13 protein-coding genes are annotated in these 15,570 nt (G+C 66.6%); 4 read left to right on the top strand and 9 right to left on the bottom strand.

Annotated features, from left to right (window positions below):
• Positions 1–2 precede the first annotated feature (2 nt).
• The 4 genes from mgtA to pip form a co-directional block, all read right to left on the bottom strand.
• Positions 3–2,762 (bottom strand): magnesium-translocating P-type ATPase, encoded by a 2,760-nt coding sequence (mgtA, locus tag N7573_RS01540; RefSeq protein WP_279912134.1) that lies wholly within the window; start codon positions 2,760–2,762, stop codon positions 3–5.
• A 63-nt stretch (positions 2,763–2,825) separates the two neighbouring features.
• The gene (locus N7573_RS01535; RefSeq protein WP_088026117.1) at positions 2,826–3,125 is read right to left on the bottom strand and encodes a hypothetical protein; all 300 of its coding nucleotides are present in this window, start codon (positions 3,123–3,125) and stop codon (positions 2,826–2,828) included.
• Between the two features lie 281 nt (positions 3,126–3,406).
• Complete coding sequence (locus N7573_RS01530; RefSeq protein WP_279912133.1) at positions 3,407–3,709, bottom strand: hypothetical protein; 303 nt, start codon at positions 3,707–3,709, stop codon at positions 3,407–3,409.
• Between the two features lie 309 nt (positions 3,710–4,018).
• Positions 4,019–4,966, bottom strand: coding sequence for a prolyl aminopeptidase (gene pip / locus N7573_RS01525; protein ID WP_065723384.1), 948 nt, complete (start codon positions 4,964–4,966; stop codon positions 4,019–4,021).
• A 112-nt stretch (positions 4,967–5,078) separates the two neighbouring features.
• Here pip and N7573_RS01520 point away from each other — a divergent pair, with 112 nt between their 5' ends.
• Positions 5,079–5,744 carry a TraX family protein gene (locus N7573_RS01520; protein ID WP_279912132.1) on the top strand — a complete coding sequence of 222 codons (666 nt, stop codon included), beginning with the start codon at positions 5,079–5,081 and terminating at the stop codon, positions 5,742–5,744.
• Between the two features lie 463 nt (positions 5,745–6,207).
• The gene (locus tag N7573_RS01515) at positions 6,208–6,564 is read left to right on the top strand and encodes a hypothetical protein (RefSeq protein WP_049401465.1); all 357 of its coding nucleotides are present in this window, start codon (positions 6,208–6,210) and stop codon (positions 6,562–6,564) included.
• A 166-nt stretch (positions 6,565–6,730) separates the two neighbouring features.
• Here N7573_RS01515 and N7573_RS01510 read toward each other — a convergent pair whose 3' ends face one another.
• Positions 6,731–8,926 carry a TonB-dependent siderophore receptor gene (locus tag N7573_RS01510; RefSeq protein WP_279912131.1) on the bottom strand — a complete coding sequence of 732 codons (2,196 nt, stop codon included), beginning with the start codon at positions 8,924–8,926 and terminating at the stop codon, positions 6,731–6,733.
• A gap of 239 nt (positions 8,927–9,165) precedes the next feature.
• On the opposite strand from N7573_RS01510, the gene N7573_RS01505 reads away from it, so the two are divergent.
• A complete protein-coding gene (locus N7573_RS01505) occupies positions 9,166–9,750 on the top strand; it encodes a TetR/AcrR family transcriptional regulator (protein ID WP_279912130.1) in 585 nt (194 codons plus the stop codon).
• A 53-nt stretch (positions 9,751–9,803) separates the two neighbouring features.
• Positions 9,804–10,916, top strand: a complete 1,113-nt coding sequence (locus N7573_RS01500; RefSeq protein WP_279912129.1) for a crosslink repair DNA glycosylase YcaQ family protein — start codon at positions 9,804–9,806, stop codon at positions 10,914–10,916.
• A gap of 136 nt (positions 10,917–11,052) precedes the next feature.
• Here N7573_RS01500 and N7573_RS01495 read toward each other — a convergent pair whose 3' ends face one another.
• Genes N7573_RS01495 through N7573_RS01480 form a run of 4 tightly spaced genes read right to left on the bottom strand, consistent with a single transcriptional unit; the run spans position 11,053 to position 15,464 of the window.
• A complete protein-coding gene (locus N7573_RS01495; protein WP_154352653.1) occupies positions 11,053–11,331 on the bottom strand; it encodes a DUF3325 domain-containing protein in 279 nt (92 codons plus the stop codon).
• Positions 11,328–12,938 carry a PepSY-associated TM helix domain-containing protein gene (locus N7573_RS01490; protein ID WP_279912128.1) on the bottom strand — a complete coding sequence of 537 codons (1,611 nt, stop codon included), beginning with the start codon at positions 12,936–12,938 and terminating at the stop codon, positions 11,328–11,330. Before N7573_RS01490 ends, N7573_RS01495 begins: the two co-directional genes overlap by 4 nt.
• Complete coding sequence (locus tag N7573_RS01485; RefSeq protein ID WP_279912127.1) at positions 12,935–13,234, bottom strand: DUF3649 domain-containing protein; 300 nt, start codon at positions 13,232–13,234, stop codon at positions 12,935–12,937. Before N7573_RS01485 ends, N7573_RS01490 begins: the two co-directional genes overlap by 4 nt.
• A gap of 52 nt (positions 13,235–13,286) precedes the next feature.
• Positions 13,287–15,464 carry a TonB-dependent siderophore receptor gene (locus tag N7573_RS01480; protein WP_279912126.1) on the bottom strand — a complete coding sequence of 726 codons (2,178 nt, stop codon included), beginning with the start codon at positions 15,462–15,464 and terminating at the stop codon, positions 13,287–13,289.
• Positions 15,465–15,570: the final 106 nt, after the last annotated feature.

Raw genomic sequence — 15,570 nt, 5'->3', positions numbered from 1 at the left:
GCTTACTGCCAGCCGTAACGACGGATGTAGATCTTCTTCAGCACGGTGGTCAGCACCGCGTAGCCGAACAGGATCGCCACCAGGAACGGCCAGTAGCCGGTCGGCAGGGCCTGCAGCTTGAAGTAGCCAGCCAGCGGGCTCATCGGCAGGGCCACGCCGATGGCCATGATCAGGCCGGTCATCACCAGCAGCGGCGGCGCGGCGATGCTCTGCAGGAACGGTACCTTCGGTGTACGGATCATGTGCACGATCAGCGTCTGGGTCAGCAGGCCGACCACGAACCAGCCGGACTGGAACAGGCCCTGGTCGGCCGGTGTGCGCGCATCGAACACGTACCACATCAGCGCGAAGCAGCTCAGGTCGAAGATCGAGCTGATTGGTCCGAAGAACACCATGAAGCGGCCAATGTCCGCCGGGTTCCACTTCAGCGGCCTGCGCACCAGCTCCTCGTCCACGTTGTCGAACGGAATGGCGATCTGCGAGATGTCGTACAGCAGGTTCTGCACCAGCAGCTGCAGCGGCAGCATCGGCAGGAACGGCAGGAAGGCCGAGGCCACCAGCACCGAGAACACGTTGCCGAAGTTGGAGCTGGCGGTCATGCGGATGTACTTCAGCATGTTGTTGAAGGTGCGCCGGCCCTGGATGACGCCTTCCTCCAGCACCATCAGGTTTTTTTCCAGCAGGATGATGTCGGCCGCCTCCTTGGCGATGTCCACCGCACTGTCCACGCTGATGCCGATGTCGGCCGCGCGCAGCGCCGGTGCATCGTTGATGCCGTCGCCGAGGAAGCCGACCACCTTGCCCTGTGCGCGCAGCTCGCGTACCAGTCGCTCCTTGTGCAGCGGTGTCAGGCGGGCGAACACGCGGTGGTGGTGCAACGCCCGTGACAGCGCGCCGTCATCCATACGCTCGATCTGCGGGCCGGTCAGGATGGTGTCCGCGTCCAGCCCCACCTGCGCACAGACGCGGGCGGTCACCAGCTCGTTGTCGCCGGTGAATACCTTCACCTCTACGCCATGCGCGGCCAGCGCCTGCAGCGCCTGTGCAGCCGATTCCTTCGGCGGGTCCAGGAAGGCCACGTAGCCGACCAGGGTCAGGCCGCACTCGTCAGCCTGCGAATACACGGTCTGGCTGGCAGCAGTTTCCTTCATCGCCACTGCCACCACGCGAAGGCCCTGTTCGTTCAGTTCCTCCGTGGTCTGCCGCACGCGCGCCAGCCGCTGCTCATCCAACGGCTTGTCCTCGCCGTTCTCGCGCACGGTGCTGCATACCGCCAGCATCTCCTCAACCGCACCCTTGCAGATCAGCTCATGGTGGTCCTCGCGTTCGGACACCACCACCGACATGCGGCGGCGCTCGAAGTCGAACGGAATCTCATCCACCATGTGGTAGTCCTGCGACAGCCGCAGTGAGCTCTGCAGCTCCACGTGCTCCAGCACCGCACGGTCGAGCAGGTTGATCAGCCCGGTCTGGAAGTGGCTGTTGAGGTAGGCGAACTTCAGCACGTCCTCCGAATCGTGGCCGAACACATCGGTATGCCGTTCCAGCGCGATCTTGTCCTGGGTGAGGGTCCCGGTCTTGTCGGTGCACAGCACTTCCATCGCGCCGAAGTTCTGGATCGCATCCAGGCGCTTGACGATCACCTTGCGCCGCGACAACAGCACCGCACCCTTGGCCAGGGTGGAGGTGACGATCATCGGCAGCATTTCCGGGGTCAGGCCCACCGCCACCGACAGTGCGAACAGGAACGCTTCGGTCCAGTCGCCCTTGGTCCAGCCGTTGATCAGCAGCACGAACGGCACCATCACCAGTGCGAAGCGGATCAGCAGCCAGCTGACACTGTTGACGCCGGCCTGGAATGCGGTGGGCGCACGGTCGGTAGCGGTGCTGCGCTGGGCCAGGGTGCCGAAGTAGGTGCGGTTGCCGGTGGCCAGCACCACGGCGGTGGCGGTGCCGGACACCACATTGGTGCCCATGAACAACAGGTTGTGCTGCTCCAGCAGGCCGGCCAGGCCATCGCCCGGGTGCGCGAACTTCTCCACCGGCAGCGACTCGCCGGTCATCGCCGCCTGTGCCACGAACAGATCCTTGGCGGTCAGCACGCGGCAGTCGGCCGGAATCATGTCGCCGGCCGACAGCACGATGTGATCACCGGGCACCAGTTCGCGGATCGGCAGGTCCAGCAATCGAGCCGGGCGACGGCTGTGCAGGTGCGCACCGAAGTACTGGTCGGCCACGTCTGCCGCCTCGGTGCCGGGATTGCGGCGCAGCACGCGTGCGGTATTGCCGACCAGTGCCTTCAGCCGCTCGGCGGCACGGTTGGAGCGGCCTTCCTGCACGAAGCGGATCAGCGTGGACAGCAACACCATGGCGCCGATCACGATCGTGGCCTTGATGTCCTCGGTCAGCCAGGACACCGCCGCCAGTACGGTCAGCAGCAGGTTGAACGGATTGCGGTAGCACTGCCACAGGTGCCGCCACCACGGCAGCGGCTTTTCGTGATCCACCTCGTTGGGGCCGAGCGTGGCCAGCCGCTCCTCGGCCTCATGCGGGCTGAGGCCATCGGCATGCGATTCCAGCGTGGCCAACAGCTGGGTTTCATCCTGCTGGGCAAGGGTGACCAGGCCGGTGGTGAGCGCGAACGGCGCGGCCTCGGCGCTGCCCGGGCCGAAGCCGGCTTCGGGCATCGCGCGGCGGCGGAACAGGTTGCCTGCGCGACGGCTGCGCAGGAAGGCGTTGAACCAGGCGTTGAGCAGGCTCATGGGACTCTCCTCGAATGTCAGAGCCGGCCGGGGCCGGAACACGAACGGAACGGATGGAACAGATCAGGCGTGGCGCATCGCCAGCACCGCCGGCGACCACGGCTGCATGTGCAGGCGCTGGCTGCCACCAATGCACAGCGGCTTCATCGCATCGCGCAGCGGGTAGGGCAGGTGGCGCAGCACGTTGATGCGCTCGCTGATCGGCAGCAGCGACAGCGCGTCGGCCACTACGCGCGGCGAGCCGAGCGACAGCGAACGGGCGAACATGACCGGGCCGTGCTGCAGCAGCTGGCTGCGCAGGGCAGAAACATCGCGCTCACCGATCAGGCGGCGCAGGGTGATGTAGAGGATCTTGTAGGACACGGGGCGATCTCCAGGCAGGCGGCACCTGGCGATCCCCCGTCACTCAGGCAGGCAGGGACCGGCGGGCAGGCGCCAGGAACAGGCAACAAGCGGGCATCAGGGGCGCGGTGCGCCCGGCAGGGTCGGGGTCCATCTGCGTCTCCATGAGGGGAGGGGCCGGCCAGGGTTGCCCTGGCCAGTGGCGCTATTGTCCGCCCCTGAATGGGGCAGTCCTAGAGGCTCGTGGGTTAGCCCGGCTATACCTTGGTATAGCCGGGCCCGGCGATGTGCCAAGGTGCGGATCAATGGGCAGCAGGCGTGGTCTGCTTGCAGACGTCATATTCGCCGCGTGTAAGCGTCTTGTCGTGGTCGGTGTCGCAGGCGTGCATTCGTTCCGCCCAGTCCGGCGCAACCGCATCCACTTCGGCGAGGGTGACGATGCCGTCCTTGTCCTTGTCCAGCGATTCATAGGCTGGAATCAGCTTCACTTCGGTTACGTCCTCGGCCGCGGTGGCCTTGCTGGCTTCCTGGGTCCTGGAACACGCGCCGAGCAGCAGGCCCGCGCAAAGGGCGAGGGCAACGGGGAGATAGCGAACACCGGTCATGGCAGGCTCCAGAAGTAGGGAGGTAGGCCAGGGTTGTCCGTGGCCACGGCCGGATCATCGGCGCCTGCCTGTAAGCGAGCTGCGAAGAATCCGCCTGCCCGGCCGGTGGCGGTGGGCCGCCATTCACCGGACTGCCGTGATCGACGGCGCAGAGGCGGCTGCGCGGAGACAGCTGGGTAGAGTCGACTGTTAGTCGACTATCGCGCGCAGCGCGGGGTTTTCGGTTTCCCGCCGAGAGCAGTCGACTGACAGTCGACTCTACCTACATGCCCCGGGATGCCGGCCAGCGGCCGGCACTACCCGATGCCTTCAGAAGCGGTCGGCGAACGCGTCCGTGGCGCGCACCAGCGCATCCACCGTCGCCGGCTCGTTCGCGCTGTGGCCGGAGGTCACCATCTCCAGCCTGGCTTCCGGCCAGGCCTTGGCCAGGTCCCAGGCGCTACGCGGTGGGCAGATGATGTCGTAGCGGCCCTGCACGATCACGCCGGGTAGGTGGCGGATGCGGTCGATGTCGCGCAGCAGCTGGTCCGGCTCCAGGAAGATGCCGTTGCGGAAGTAATGCGCTTCGATGCGGGCCTTGGCCAGCGTATCCAGCGGGTCATCGGTGGACACGGCATCCACGTCGTGCTGCAGGGTGGCGGCGTTGTCCTCCCAGCCCAGCCAGGCCTGCGCTGCGGCGATGCGGGTGGCCTCGTCGGCGCTGTCCAGGCGCGTCCAGTAGGCCGCAATCATGTCGCCACGCTCGGCTTCCGGGATATAGGCTTCGTAGCGGTCCCAACGCTCCGGGAAGATCCAGCGCGCACCACCATTGGCTTCCGCGAACCAGCGGTTTTCCATCTCGCGGCCGAGAAACACGCCACGCACGATCAGGCCGGTGGCGCGCTCAGGATGCGCCTGCGCATAGGCCAGCGACAGCGTCGAACCCCACGACCCGCCGTAGACCAGCCAGCGCTCGATGCCCAGGTGCTCGCGCACCTTCTCGATGTCGGCCACCAGGTCCTGCGTGGTGTTGTCGCGCAGCTCACCGAACGGCGTGGAGCGGCCGCTGCCGCGCTGGTCGATCAGCACGATGCGGTAGCGCGCCGGGTCGAAGAAGCGGCGATGGGTGGGCGAGATACCGGCGCCGGGGCCGCCATGCAGGTACACCACCGGGATGCCCTCGGGCGTGCCGCACTCTTCGATATGCAGGGTGTGCAGATCGCTCACCGGCAGGGTGAACTCGCGGTAGGGCTCGATGGCAGGGTAGAGGGTACGCATGGGGGTGCTCACAAGCAGGGGCGGCCAGCATAGCGCCGCAGCTCGGTGCCTGCAGTGGCACATGCTTTCGCGGTGCTGGAAATGGGCTGGCCGATGCGCATAAGCTTCCGCGATGCAAGCGACCACGACAGGGATGTCCACGCCCGACCCCAGCCTCAGCAGCGGCGCACGCGAGCTGCTGAAATGGATCGCACTGCTGACCATGACCGGCGACCACGTGGCAAAAGTGGTCTACGGCGGCTACCTGCCGGTCATAAGCGAACTGGGGCGCATCGCGTTCCCGCTGTTTGCACTGGTAATGGCCTGCAACCTCGCCCAGCCGGGTGCAGACCTGCGCAAGTCGATCCGTCGCCTGGCCGTATGGGGCGTGGTCGCGCAACCGCTGCATGCACTTGCCTTCGGTCCCTGGTTGCCACTCAACATACTGCTTACTTTTGCCCTGGCTGCGGTGGCGGTGCATGCACTGGCCAGCAATCGCCCACTGCTGTTGCTGCTGGCGGCGGGCATGGCGCCGATGCTGGTGGACTACCAATGGGCGGGCGTCGGCTTCGTGCTGCTCGGATGGCTGGCGTTCCGCCATGGTGCGTGGTGGCTGCTGCTGATCGGGCTTGCTGCAGTGTGCTGGGCCAACCACAACGGCTGGGCGTTGCTGGCCGTTCCTGTGTTGCTGTTGGCGGCGCGGGTGCCGTGGCAACTGCCGCGCTGGCGCTGGGCGTTTTATGGATACTACGTGGGGCATCTGGCGGTGCTGGCGTTGATTGCTCATCTGCTTGCGTAATGTCGGAACTGGCATGTGGCATGTCCCTGAATGCCGGATGCGGTCAAGGAATGCGCGATGCCGATGCGGGTGAAGCATGCCGTCATCGGCGTGGTGCAAGTTGTTGAATCTTCGGCTCGATTGTCGATATGCGACAATGCTGCCACTGCGTGAACGTTGCTGTCTTTGCACTTGGGTTGTTGGCGCCTGCCACCCCGTTGTGCTCATGATGGGGTGCCATCGAAAAAGGATGGCCGGGGCCTGGAAACCCCGTTGGTCGCGTGTAGTTTGCGCTCGCCAGCCGGCGTCGCCTTGTGCGGCGTCGGCTGGCATTCCGTTCGAGCTTTATGGCGGGCGGTGCGTGGAGGTGGGTGAAAACCCACCTGCCGGTTAGTGCTTACGCGACCACCGGATTTCCAGCCACGTACCGTCCGCCGCCTTTGTTAAGGGCGGTGGTCCTGCATGCCTTGCACGGAGACCTGCCATGAATGCATCGGAGTTCCCCCATCAGCGCGCCCCGGCCAATGCCGATGAGGGGCACGACATCCCGCCCGATCCCAACAGCCTGACGACCCTGCTGCATCGCATCGGGTTGGGCGCGGCTGCTGACGGTCAGTCTTGGCCCGAGCGCCATCAACTGCCGGGCCGATGCATGGCGTTGGCCGATGCTGATGGTGCGCTGGCCGGTCTGCGCATCGTGCAGGAAATCCTGCTGGCGGCGGAACGCGCCCGGCAGAATGGCAGCCCGGACCAGTACGTCGGCGATCGAGTGATGGAAGGGCTGAAGCTGGCTGCGCTGGCGTTGACCAGCCATGCCATTTTCCGCCTGCAGCCGGGTTGAACGGGTAGGCCGAGGTTCAGTAGATCCACGCCATGCGTGGATGCTTCTGGCGGATCAACATGGAGGCAGCCAGGCATGGCCTGGCTCTACTGATGAAGCGAGTCGAGCATGGCTCGACTCTCTAGGTGGCGAATGCCAGTAGATCCACGCCATGCGTGGATGCCTTTCAGAAATCCATCGTGGCCGACAACAGCACCGTCCTCGGCGCACCCAATGCGAGGCTCGACAACAGCGGCATGCCCCAATACGCCTTGTTGGTCACGTTGTTCACCGTGGCGCGCAAAGCAAGCGGCCGTCCCGCCATCGTGGTGCTGTAGCGCGCACCCACATCGAACAACGTACGCCCCGGCACCGACAGGCGGTTATCGGCACTGATGTACTGCTTCGACATCGCAGTGGCAGTGCCGGTCAGGGTCAAGCCCTCCAACGCCGGCACATCCAATTCCACGCCCAGCTTCGCCTGCCGCTGTGCAACCGCTGTGGCGATGCGGCCTTCATTCACCCCGCCGGCAGTACGGGTCAGCTTCGGCTGCACATAGGCCACGCCGCCCAGCAGGCGCACGCCGTCCAGCGGTGAACCGAAGAAGCCCCATTCCACGCCACGATTCCGCTGTTCGCCACCGAACGAGAAGATATTCGTGACCGGGTCGGTGTAGCTGCTTGCGCGCTTGATCTCGTACACGCTGAAGGTGTGCGCGAAGCTGCCCAGGTCCAGCTTCAGGCCCAGCTCCTTCTGCTTGGTGCGGAACGGTGCGAACACATCGCCGGCATTGGCGGCGGTCATCGGTGCGGTGGCGCCCTGGCTGAGGCCTTCGATGTAGTTGGTGTAGATCGAAAGCTTATCGGTGGCCTTCACCAGCAACGCGGCGGCAGGGGTGGTGGCGCTCTCGTCATAGCGCGAGGTGCGCGCACCACTGGCCACGTTGAAGGTTTCGCTGACCACCTGCTGGCGACGCACGCCCAGCGTCAGCTGCACGCGGTCATCGGCGAAGGACAAGGTGTCGGCGAAGCCGATGCTGTCCAGCCGCAGCTCGGTGTGCGAGATATGCGGTGCGATGAACGGCGCAGCCGGGCCCCATACCGGGTTGTACAGGTTGGTGGTCCAGTCCCAGCCCGGCACGCTGCGGCGGCCGTAGTCGTTCTGGGTGTGCTGGTAGTGGGTCACGTTGGCGGCCCACTGATGGCTCACGCTGCCGGTACGGAAGCTGCCGCGCAGGCCGGCATCACCGGATTGCTTCTTGATGTCGAACGCCAGCTGGCCCATCACCGTGGTGAAGTCACCGGCCGGATTGAGAATCTGCGCACTGATCGAACCGTTGTAGCGGTAGTCGGTCTTGCTGGTGCCATAGGCCAGGTAGGCCATCAGGTGTTCGTTGATGTCCAGCTCGCCACGCAGCATCGCGCCCTTGTCCTGACTGTCCACATAGGCCCAGTCCGGGTTGATCAACGTATCGCCGCGCGGCGGCCGCGGAATCGCCACGCCCGGTGCCAGGCCGACGCCACGGGCAGGGCCATCGACGCGGTCGTCGGCGCTGTACAGATCGGCGGACAGGCGGGCGCGCTCGCCGCGCCAATCCAGCGCCAGCGCGCCCAGCTGCACCTTCTTGCTCTGCTTGCCGACTGCGCCGTCGCCATCACGGTAGGCGCCGTTGAAGCGGATGCCGAACGGCTTGTCGGCGCCCAGCCGGCGGCCCACATCCACGTGGGTGCCAAACTGCGCATCGGAGGCGAAGTTGGCGCTGACCCGCAGCAGCGGTTGCTCGCTCGCACGCTTGGGCACCAGGTTGACGCTGCCACCGACCGAGCCGCCCGGTGGCATGCCGTTGAGCAGCGCGGACGGGCCCTTCAGCACCTCGATGCGCTCGAACATCTCCGGCGATGTGCGGTAGTAGGGCGCCATGCCGCTGAGGCCGTTGAAGGTGGTATCGCTGGTGCTGGAGGCGAAGCCACGGATGGCGTAGTTCTCGCTCCAGGCGCCGGTGACGCCGTTGCTGAACACCGTCGGGTCGGTGGCGGCGATGACGTCGGTGAGGTCCTTGGCCTGACGGTCGCGGATGAAGGCTTCGGTGTAGCTGACCGTACTGAAGGGCGTGTCCATGAAGTCTTTGTCGCCGAGCAGGCCAACCCGGCTACCGGAAGCCACCTGGCCGCCGGCATAGTCGCCGGTCACCCGGCGCTGTTCCTGCACCTGCACCGAGGGCAGCGTGGACGGCGCGGAGTCGGCAAGCGCGGCAAACGAGGCCAGCAGCCCCAGTGCCAGGGCCGACACCCGGTAGCGCCGGGCCATCGGCGGATGCATCTGCACGCGGCTCGCGGCGGCCGCTGCGGGCTTCAGGGGAGAGGAAAGGTGGTACACGGTCATGCCAGGTTCCTGTGAATCGCAGGTGCTAACGCGCCTGGCGCGCTGCCGACGGCAAGCACGGGGGAGGGCGCAGCGCAGGGTTGTCGGCTGGGTGGGGACCTGGCGGGAAATGAGCCATGGGCTCGATTGCGGACGGCGGCGGGGTTGCGAACCACACGCATTCCTAATTAGTTGAGTAAATTAAACTAAACCATATGAAGCGGACAAGAGGGGCCCTTTGCTGGCACCCTCGCTACGGTATGAACATGCACCCTGAAACCCCGGCGTCGGCCCGTGGCCGTCCGCCCACCATCACCCCCGATCGCCTGGCCGACATCGGCATCACGCTGGGCCTGCCGAACCTGACCATGGCCAACGTGGCCGCCGAACTGGCAGTGACCCAGGCCGCGCTCTACAAGCGCGTGGCCAACCTGGAGGCCTTGAAGCGGCTGGTGGCCGACACGGTGTTCCAGCGCTGGCAGATTCCGCGAGCCTCGGCCGATGCGCCGGGTGGGCTGCAGGCCTACCTGCTGGCGTTCGTGGAATCGCTGTGCGAGGTGGTGAAAGCGCACCCCGGACTACCGCCGTACCTGCTGCGCCGTTCGGTGGCGACCACGCCGATGCTGGACAAGATTGCCTCGCACCAGGCGCATGTGGCCGAGGTGTTCGGCCTGCCGCTCGACAAGGCACGCTGGCTGCTGGCCACGATCGCGTTCTACTGCATTGCCGGTGCCGACACGGTCTATGGCATTGCAGACGACGAAGAGGGCCAGGTGATCACCGAGTTCAAGCAGGGCATGCGTGCGCTGGTGATCGGTTCGCTGGAGGTGTTGGAACTTCGGTAGATCCACGCCATGCGTGGATGCCGTTGCACGGTTCCCCACGGCCCCATCCATGCATGGCCTGGATCTACAATGCGGCCATGCCTGCCACACCCACCCTCGATGATCTGCGCCGCCACGCGGTGGCGCGCACGCTGTTCAAACCCACCACGCTGCTGACCGCGATCCGGCGCCTGGGCTTCGTGCAGGCCGACCCGATCCGCGCACCGGCACGCGCGCAGGACCTGACCCTGCGCCACCGGGTGAAGGACTACCGCGCCGGTGACCTGGAGCGGCGTTATGCGCGCCTGCCAGTGGAAGAAGATTGCCTGGTGAACTACGGCTTCCTGCCGCGCGAACATCTGGCGCTGATGCACCCGCGCGTGTCCAAGCGCGAATGGGACGCCGAGACCCAGCGGCGTGCCGCGGACGTGCTGGCCTTCGTGCGCGAACGTGGCAGCGTCCATCCGCGCGAGGTTGACCAGGCGTTCGCGCATGGCCGGGTGACCAACTACTGGGGTGGCACCAGTAATGCCAGCACGCACCTGCTGGACGGCATGCACTACCGCGGCCTGCTGCGCGTGCAACGGCGCGACAGCGGCACCCGCATCTACGCGGTGGCCGACCACGTAGAGGCGGATGCCAGCGAGCAGGCGCAGATTGAACGCGCCGCGGCCCTGATCGATCTGGTGGTGCGCAAGTACGCGCCGCTGCCGTCGGCCAGCCTGACTTATCTGGTGCGCCTACTGGGCTACGGCGCACCGCATCTGGCCGAACAGACCCGGCTGGCGTTGAAGCTGGCCAAGCAGCAGCTGGCCAGCTGCACGCTGGAGGGCACCACCTGGTACTGGCCGGCGGATGAGAATCCGCGCTCGCGCCGGCATGCGCCGGACGATCAGGTGCGCCTGCTGGCGCCGTTCGACCCGGTTGTGTGGGACCGCCGCCGCTTCGAGCTGCTGTGGGGCTGGGTCTACAAGTTCGAGGCCTACACACCTGCGCCGAAGCGGCAATACGGCTACTACGCGCTGCCGGTGCTGTGGCACGACCAGGTGGTGGGCTGGGCCAATCTCAGCGTGCGCGGCGGTGAGCTGGCGTCCAGCGTGGGCTACGCCGGCAAGTCGCTGGCCCGCGACAAGGTGTTTCGTGGCGCGCTTGAAGACGAACTGCAGCGCATGGCGGAGTTCCTGTAGCGCCCAGCGGCGCATGGGTGCCTATCGCTCCCGGTGCCCACCAAGGTGGGCATCTACCAAAGCAACGCCGCGCAGGCCCGGTAGTCGCCAACCTTGGTTGGCGCTGGCTTCCATCGGCGCCCACCAAGGTGGGCATCTACCGATCCCACCGCCCATGCGCCACCATCGCCAGCACCACCACGCCTGCGGCAACGCTGGTGTGACCGGACAGCGCAGCCAGACCGAAACCCACGCCCAACCCGCGCATGGCAAACACGGTACTGAACACCAGCAGTGCCCAGCCAATCGCGCGCAGCTGCTGGGTTGCCTGCGCGCTCAGCACACGACGCAATACGTCCCGCTGATGACGCTCCATCGCCAGTGCCAGGCAGGCGAACGCGGCCAGCGACAACACGAACAGAATGACGTGGATCATGCGCTGGCCTCCGGTGCCGCAGTGCGTGACGCGGCAGACGGCCGTGTACACTTCACCTTCGGCGCGTGCCGCCAGGTGCGCCAGGCCAGCAGCGTGTGCAGGGCGGCCAATGCCAGTAGGGTCAGGTCGGTGCCAGCGAATGCCCAGTCGCCCGCGGCCAGCGTGCGCCACAGCGGATGCAGCGTGGTCACCGCAGTCAGCACCGGCAGCAGCGCCAGCAGCAACGCCGCCAGCAGGAACTGTTCGATCCATGCGCGCTTGGGTGTGCGCAGCGTGGCGTGCACGAACATGGCCGCCCAGGCCAGGAAGAACACATGCACCTCCCACGCCGCGCGTCCGTCCATGGTGACGGGCAGCAGGCGGTTCGCCCACAGGTAGGCCGCCATCGCCACCGACAGGCCGGCGACGGTGGCGATGTTGAGACGCTCGACCAGGCGGAAGCCGAAGTAGGGGCGCTGCGGATCAGGCAGCTGCGCACGGCGCTTGACCGTCCACAGCACCAGCCCGGTGCCGACCATGGCCGTGCCGGCCAGGCTGACGATGAAGTACAGCCAGCGCAGGGCGGCATCGGCGAAGCGGCCAAGGTGCAGGCCATACAGCACGCCCTGGGTATCGGCGGCAACGCCCGAGTGTTCCTTGATCTGCAGCAGCTGCCCACCGCTGCCGTCGAACAGCAGATAGTTCGGGGTGGTCGAAACGCGGCTGGACTGCGCACGCACCACGGCCACGCGAGCGTTCTCGTCGCCCGGGTTCTGCACCTGCACGCTGCCCACCGCGCCGGCTCCCCAACGCTGCTCGGCCTGCTGCACCAGTGCACCGACGTTGGTGAGCGGAGCAGGGTGGCCGGCGGCCTTCTGCGGCGGCAGGAACAGGCGCATCTCGCTGACCACCTCGGCCTGCTGACGCTTGTCCGGCAGTTTGGCCAGGCCCCACGGCATGTACAGCACCGCCAGCATCACCAGGCCGCTCCAGGTGATCATGAAATGGAAAGGCAGCCCGAGCACCGACAGCGCCGCGTGACCGTCCAGCCAGGAGCGCTGGCCTTTGCCCCAGCGGAAGGTGAAGAAGTCGGCGAAGATCTTCTTGTGGGTGATCACGCCGCTGACGATGGCCACCAGCATGAACATCGCACAGAGGCCGACGATCCAGCGGCCCCACATCGCCGGCATGTAGTGCAGGTTGAAGTGGAACGCATAGAAGAAGTCGCCGCCGCCGGTGTCGCGTGCCTGCAGCGGCGCACCGGTGCTGGCGTCGAACAGGCCCGAGTCGAAACCATGCCGGCCGCGCCCTCCCGGGCTGGCCCACATCGCCGACACCCACGGCATGCGCGTGCTCGGCAGGCTCAGGTTGATCTGGCTGGCCGCCGTTGTGTCGGCCATGATCGCCGTGACGGTACGCTGCGCAACCACAGCGGCGTCCGGCAACACGGACGGTGTGGCGATTTCCGGGCGGGTGTAGCGCGAGAGCTCGTCGCGGAAGTAGCTGGCGGTGCCGGTGAGGAACATCGCGTACAGGATCCAGCCGGCCAGCAGCCCCACCCAGATATGCAGGTCGGACATGGTCTGGCGGATGCCGCGTGGCTTCGGAGTGCGATCGACCTTGCTCATGCAGCGCCTCCGTTGCCGACCGTCTGTGCGATCAACCACAAGGGCAACGCGACGAGGAGCAGGCCCAGCCACGCGCGCCACGCCGAGCGCACCGCGAACACCCAGACCACGGCGCCGGCGTACAGCAGGAAGCTGGCCAGCATGCCAGTGAACACGGCCTGGCGACCATCGATGGGCAGCGCCAGTGCCGCGATGCTGCACAGTGCGGCCAGCACATAGCCGCCGAACAACGCGGCGATGACGCGTGAGACCAGGGGCAGCCAGGTCAGCACGGAGGCGGTACGGGAAACGCTCACATCAGTTCTCCGGGGCGCCACGCACGATGGCGTGGCGCCCTTGAAACGAGGATCAGAAATCGACGGTGGCCGACAGCAGGGCGGTGCGTGGCGTGCCCAGCCCGGAGCCGAGGCTGCCCGCCCAGTACGCCTTGTTGGTCACGTTCTGCACGGTGGCACGCAGTACCAGCGGATGGCCGGCCGCTTGCGTCGCATAGCGGGCACCGAGATCGAACACGGTGCGGCCCGCCACCCACTGGCTGTTGTCAGCAGTGATGTAGCCCTTGGACAGGCTGACCGCGTTGCCGGTGAGGGTGAGGCCGGCCACGGTCGGCACGTCCCATTCGACGCCGAGCTTGCCCTGCCATTGCGGTGTGGCCGTCGCCAACCGACCTTCGTTGACGCCGCCCTGGGTACGGGTCAGCTTCGGCTGCAGCCAGCCGATGCCACCGAGCACGCGCAGCTGTTCGGTGGCCTGGCCGAACACGGTCCATTCCACGCCCCGGTTGCGTTGCTGGCCTCCGAACGAGAAGACATTCGTGGTCGGGTCGGTATAGGAGCTGGGCTTTTCGATCTCGTACACGCTCAATGCGCTGGCCAAGCGGCCGAAGTCGAGCTTGGCACCGACCTCGCGCTGGCGGGTCTTGAACGGCGGGAACACGTCGCCCGCGTTGGCGGCGGTTGCCGGGGCGGTGCTGCCCTGGCTCAGGCCTTCGATGTAATTGGCATACAGTGACAGGCGGTCGCTGGCCTTGAACAGCAGTGCACCGGCCGGGGTGTTGGCGCTGGCGTCGTAGCGTGCGGTGCGCTTGCCTGTGCCGCCATCGAAGGTATCGCTGAGCACGGTCTGGTGACGGATGCCCAGGGTCAGCTGCACACGATCATCGATGAAGGACAGCGTATCGGCGATGCCGAAGCTGGTGGTGCGCACTTCCGCGGTCTTCGGCAGCGACGCATCACTGAAGCTGCGGTCGATGGCAGGGCCCCACTGCGGGTTGTAGATATTGGTTACCCAATCGCGGGCCAGCAGGTTGCGCTTGAAGCCGAACTTCTGGTCGTGCTGGTACCAGGCTGCACTGATGGCCAGCGCGTGATCGACCGCGCCGGTGCGGAAGCGCGCCGACAACCCGGCTTCGGCGGTGTCCTTGCTGTAGATGAAGCGCTGGTGGGCGAAGTTGTTGCGGAAGTCGCCGGCGGTGTTGGTGATCAGCGTGGTGGCACTGGCGATGGAGTCGAAATCGGTATGGCCGTGGCCGTAGCTGGCATGCGCCTGCAGGTAGTCATTGATGTCGAACGACCAGCGCAGTGCGGCGGCCTGGTCCTTGACGGTGCTGAAGGTCCAGTCCGGTGCAAACAGGGTGCTGGCTTTCGGCGGGCGGGGCACGGCCAGGCCGGGCGCCAGCGAGACGCCACGGTTTAGGCCATCCACATGGTCGCGGCTGCTGAACAGGTCCAGCGACACCTGCGAGCGCTCACCACGCCAGTCCAGGCCGAGCGATGCGAGCTGCGTCTTGTGCTGCTGGTGGTCGGTGGCGGTGTCGCCGTCGCGGTGCACGGCATTGAGGCGTACGCCGAACTGCTTGTCCGCGCCGAAGCGGCGGCCGACATCCAGGTGACCGCCCCATTGCGCATCGCTGCCGTAGCTGGCGGTGAAGCGGGTCAGCGGCGTGTCGCCTGCACGCTTGGGTACCACGTTCACCGCACCGCCCACCGAGCCACCGGGCGGCATGCCGTTGAGCAGCGCGGACGGGCCCTTCAGCACTTCGATGCTCTCGGCCAGTTCGGGAGTGACGCGGTAGTAGGGGATCAGCCCGTACAGGCCACCAAAGCCGATATCCGACGAGGCGACACCGAAACCGCGGATGTTGAAGTAGTCGGTGATGCCACCGCTGGAGCCACTGTTGTAGACGCTGGGGTCGGTCAGTGCGATGACCCGCACCAGGTCCGGCGCCTGGATGTTGTCGATGAATTCGGCGGTGTAGCGGGTGGTGTTGAACGGCGTGTCCATGAAGTCGCGCTCGCCGAGCAGGCCGACGCGGCTGCCGCGCGTGACCTGGCCACCCGCATAGGCATCGGTGGGAGCGGACTTGTCGGCGCGCACGTTCACCGTGGGCAACTGGCGGGCGCCATCGGGTGCATCGTTGGCGTGCGCGGCGATGGCGATCAACAGGGTGGGCAGCAACGCTGCACGGGCGGCCAGGGACAGCGCCGAGCGGCGTGGGAGGGGCAGGGTTCGCAGGGGGAGGGACATGGCGGTTCTCGTGTGGTGGGTCGTGCGATCGGCCAGCACGGCGCCGTCTGTGACCTGCAGGGGCAGGACGACGCGGGCTGTGGAATGGCTGGCAGAGGGCACGGCA

Origin of the sequence: Stenotrophomonas sp. GD04054, from assembly GCF_029836955.1 — a bacterium.
In the GTDB taxonomy this organism is placed as follows: domain Bacteria; phylum Pseudomonadota; class Gammaproteobacteria; order Xanthomonadales; family Xanthomonadaceae; genus Stenotrophomonas; species Stenotrophomonas maltophilia_A.
This window is presented reverse-complemented; position numbering and strand designations above follow the sequence as displayed.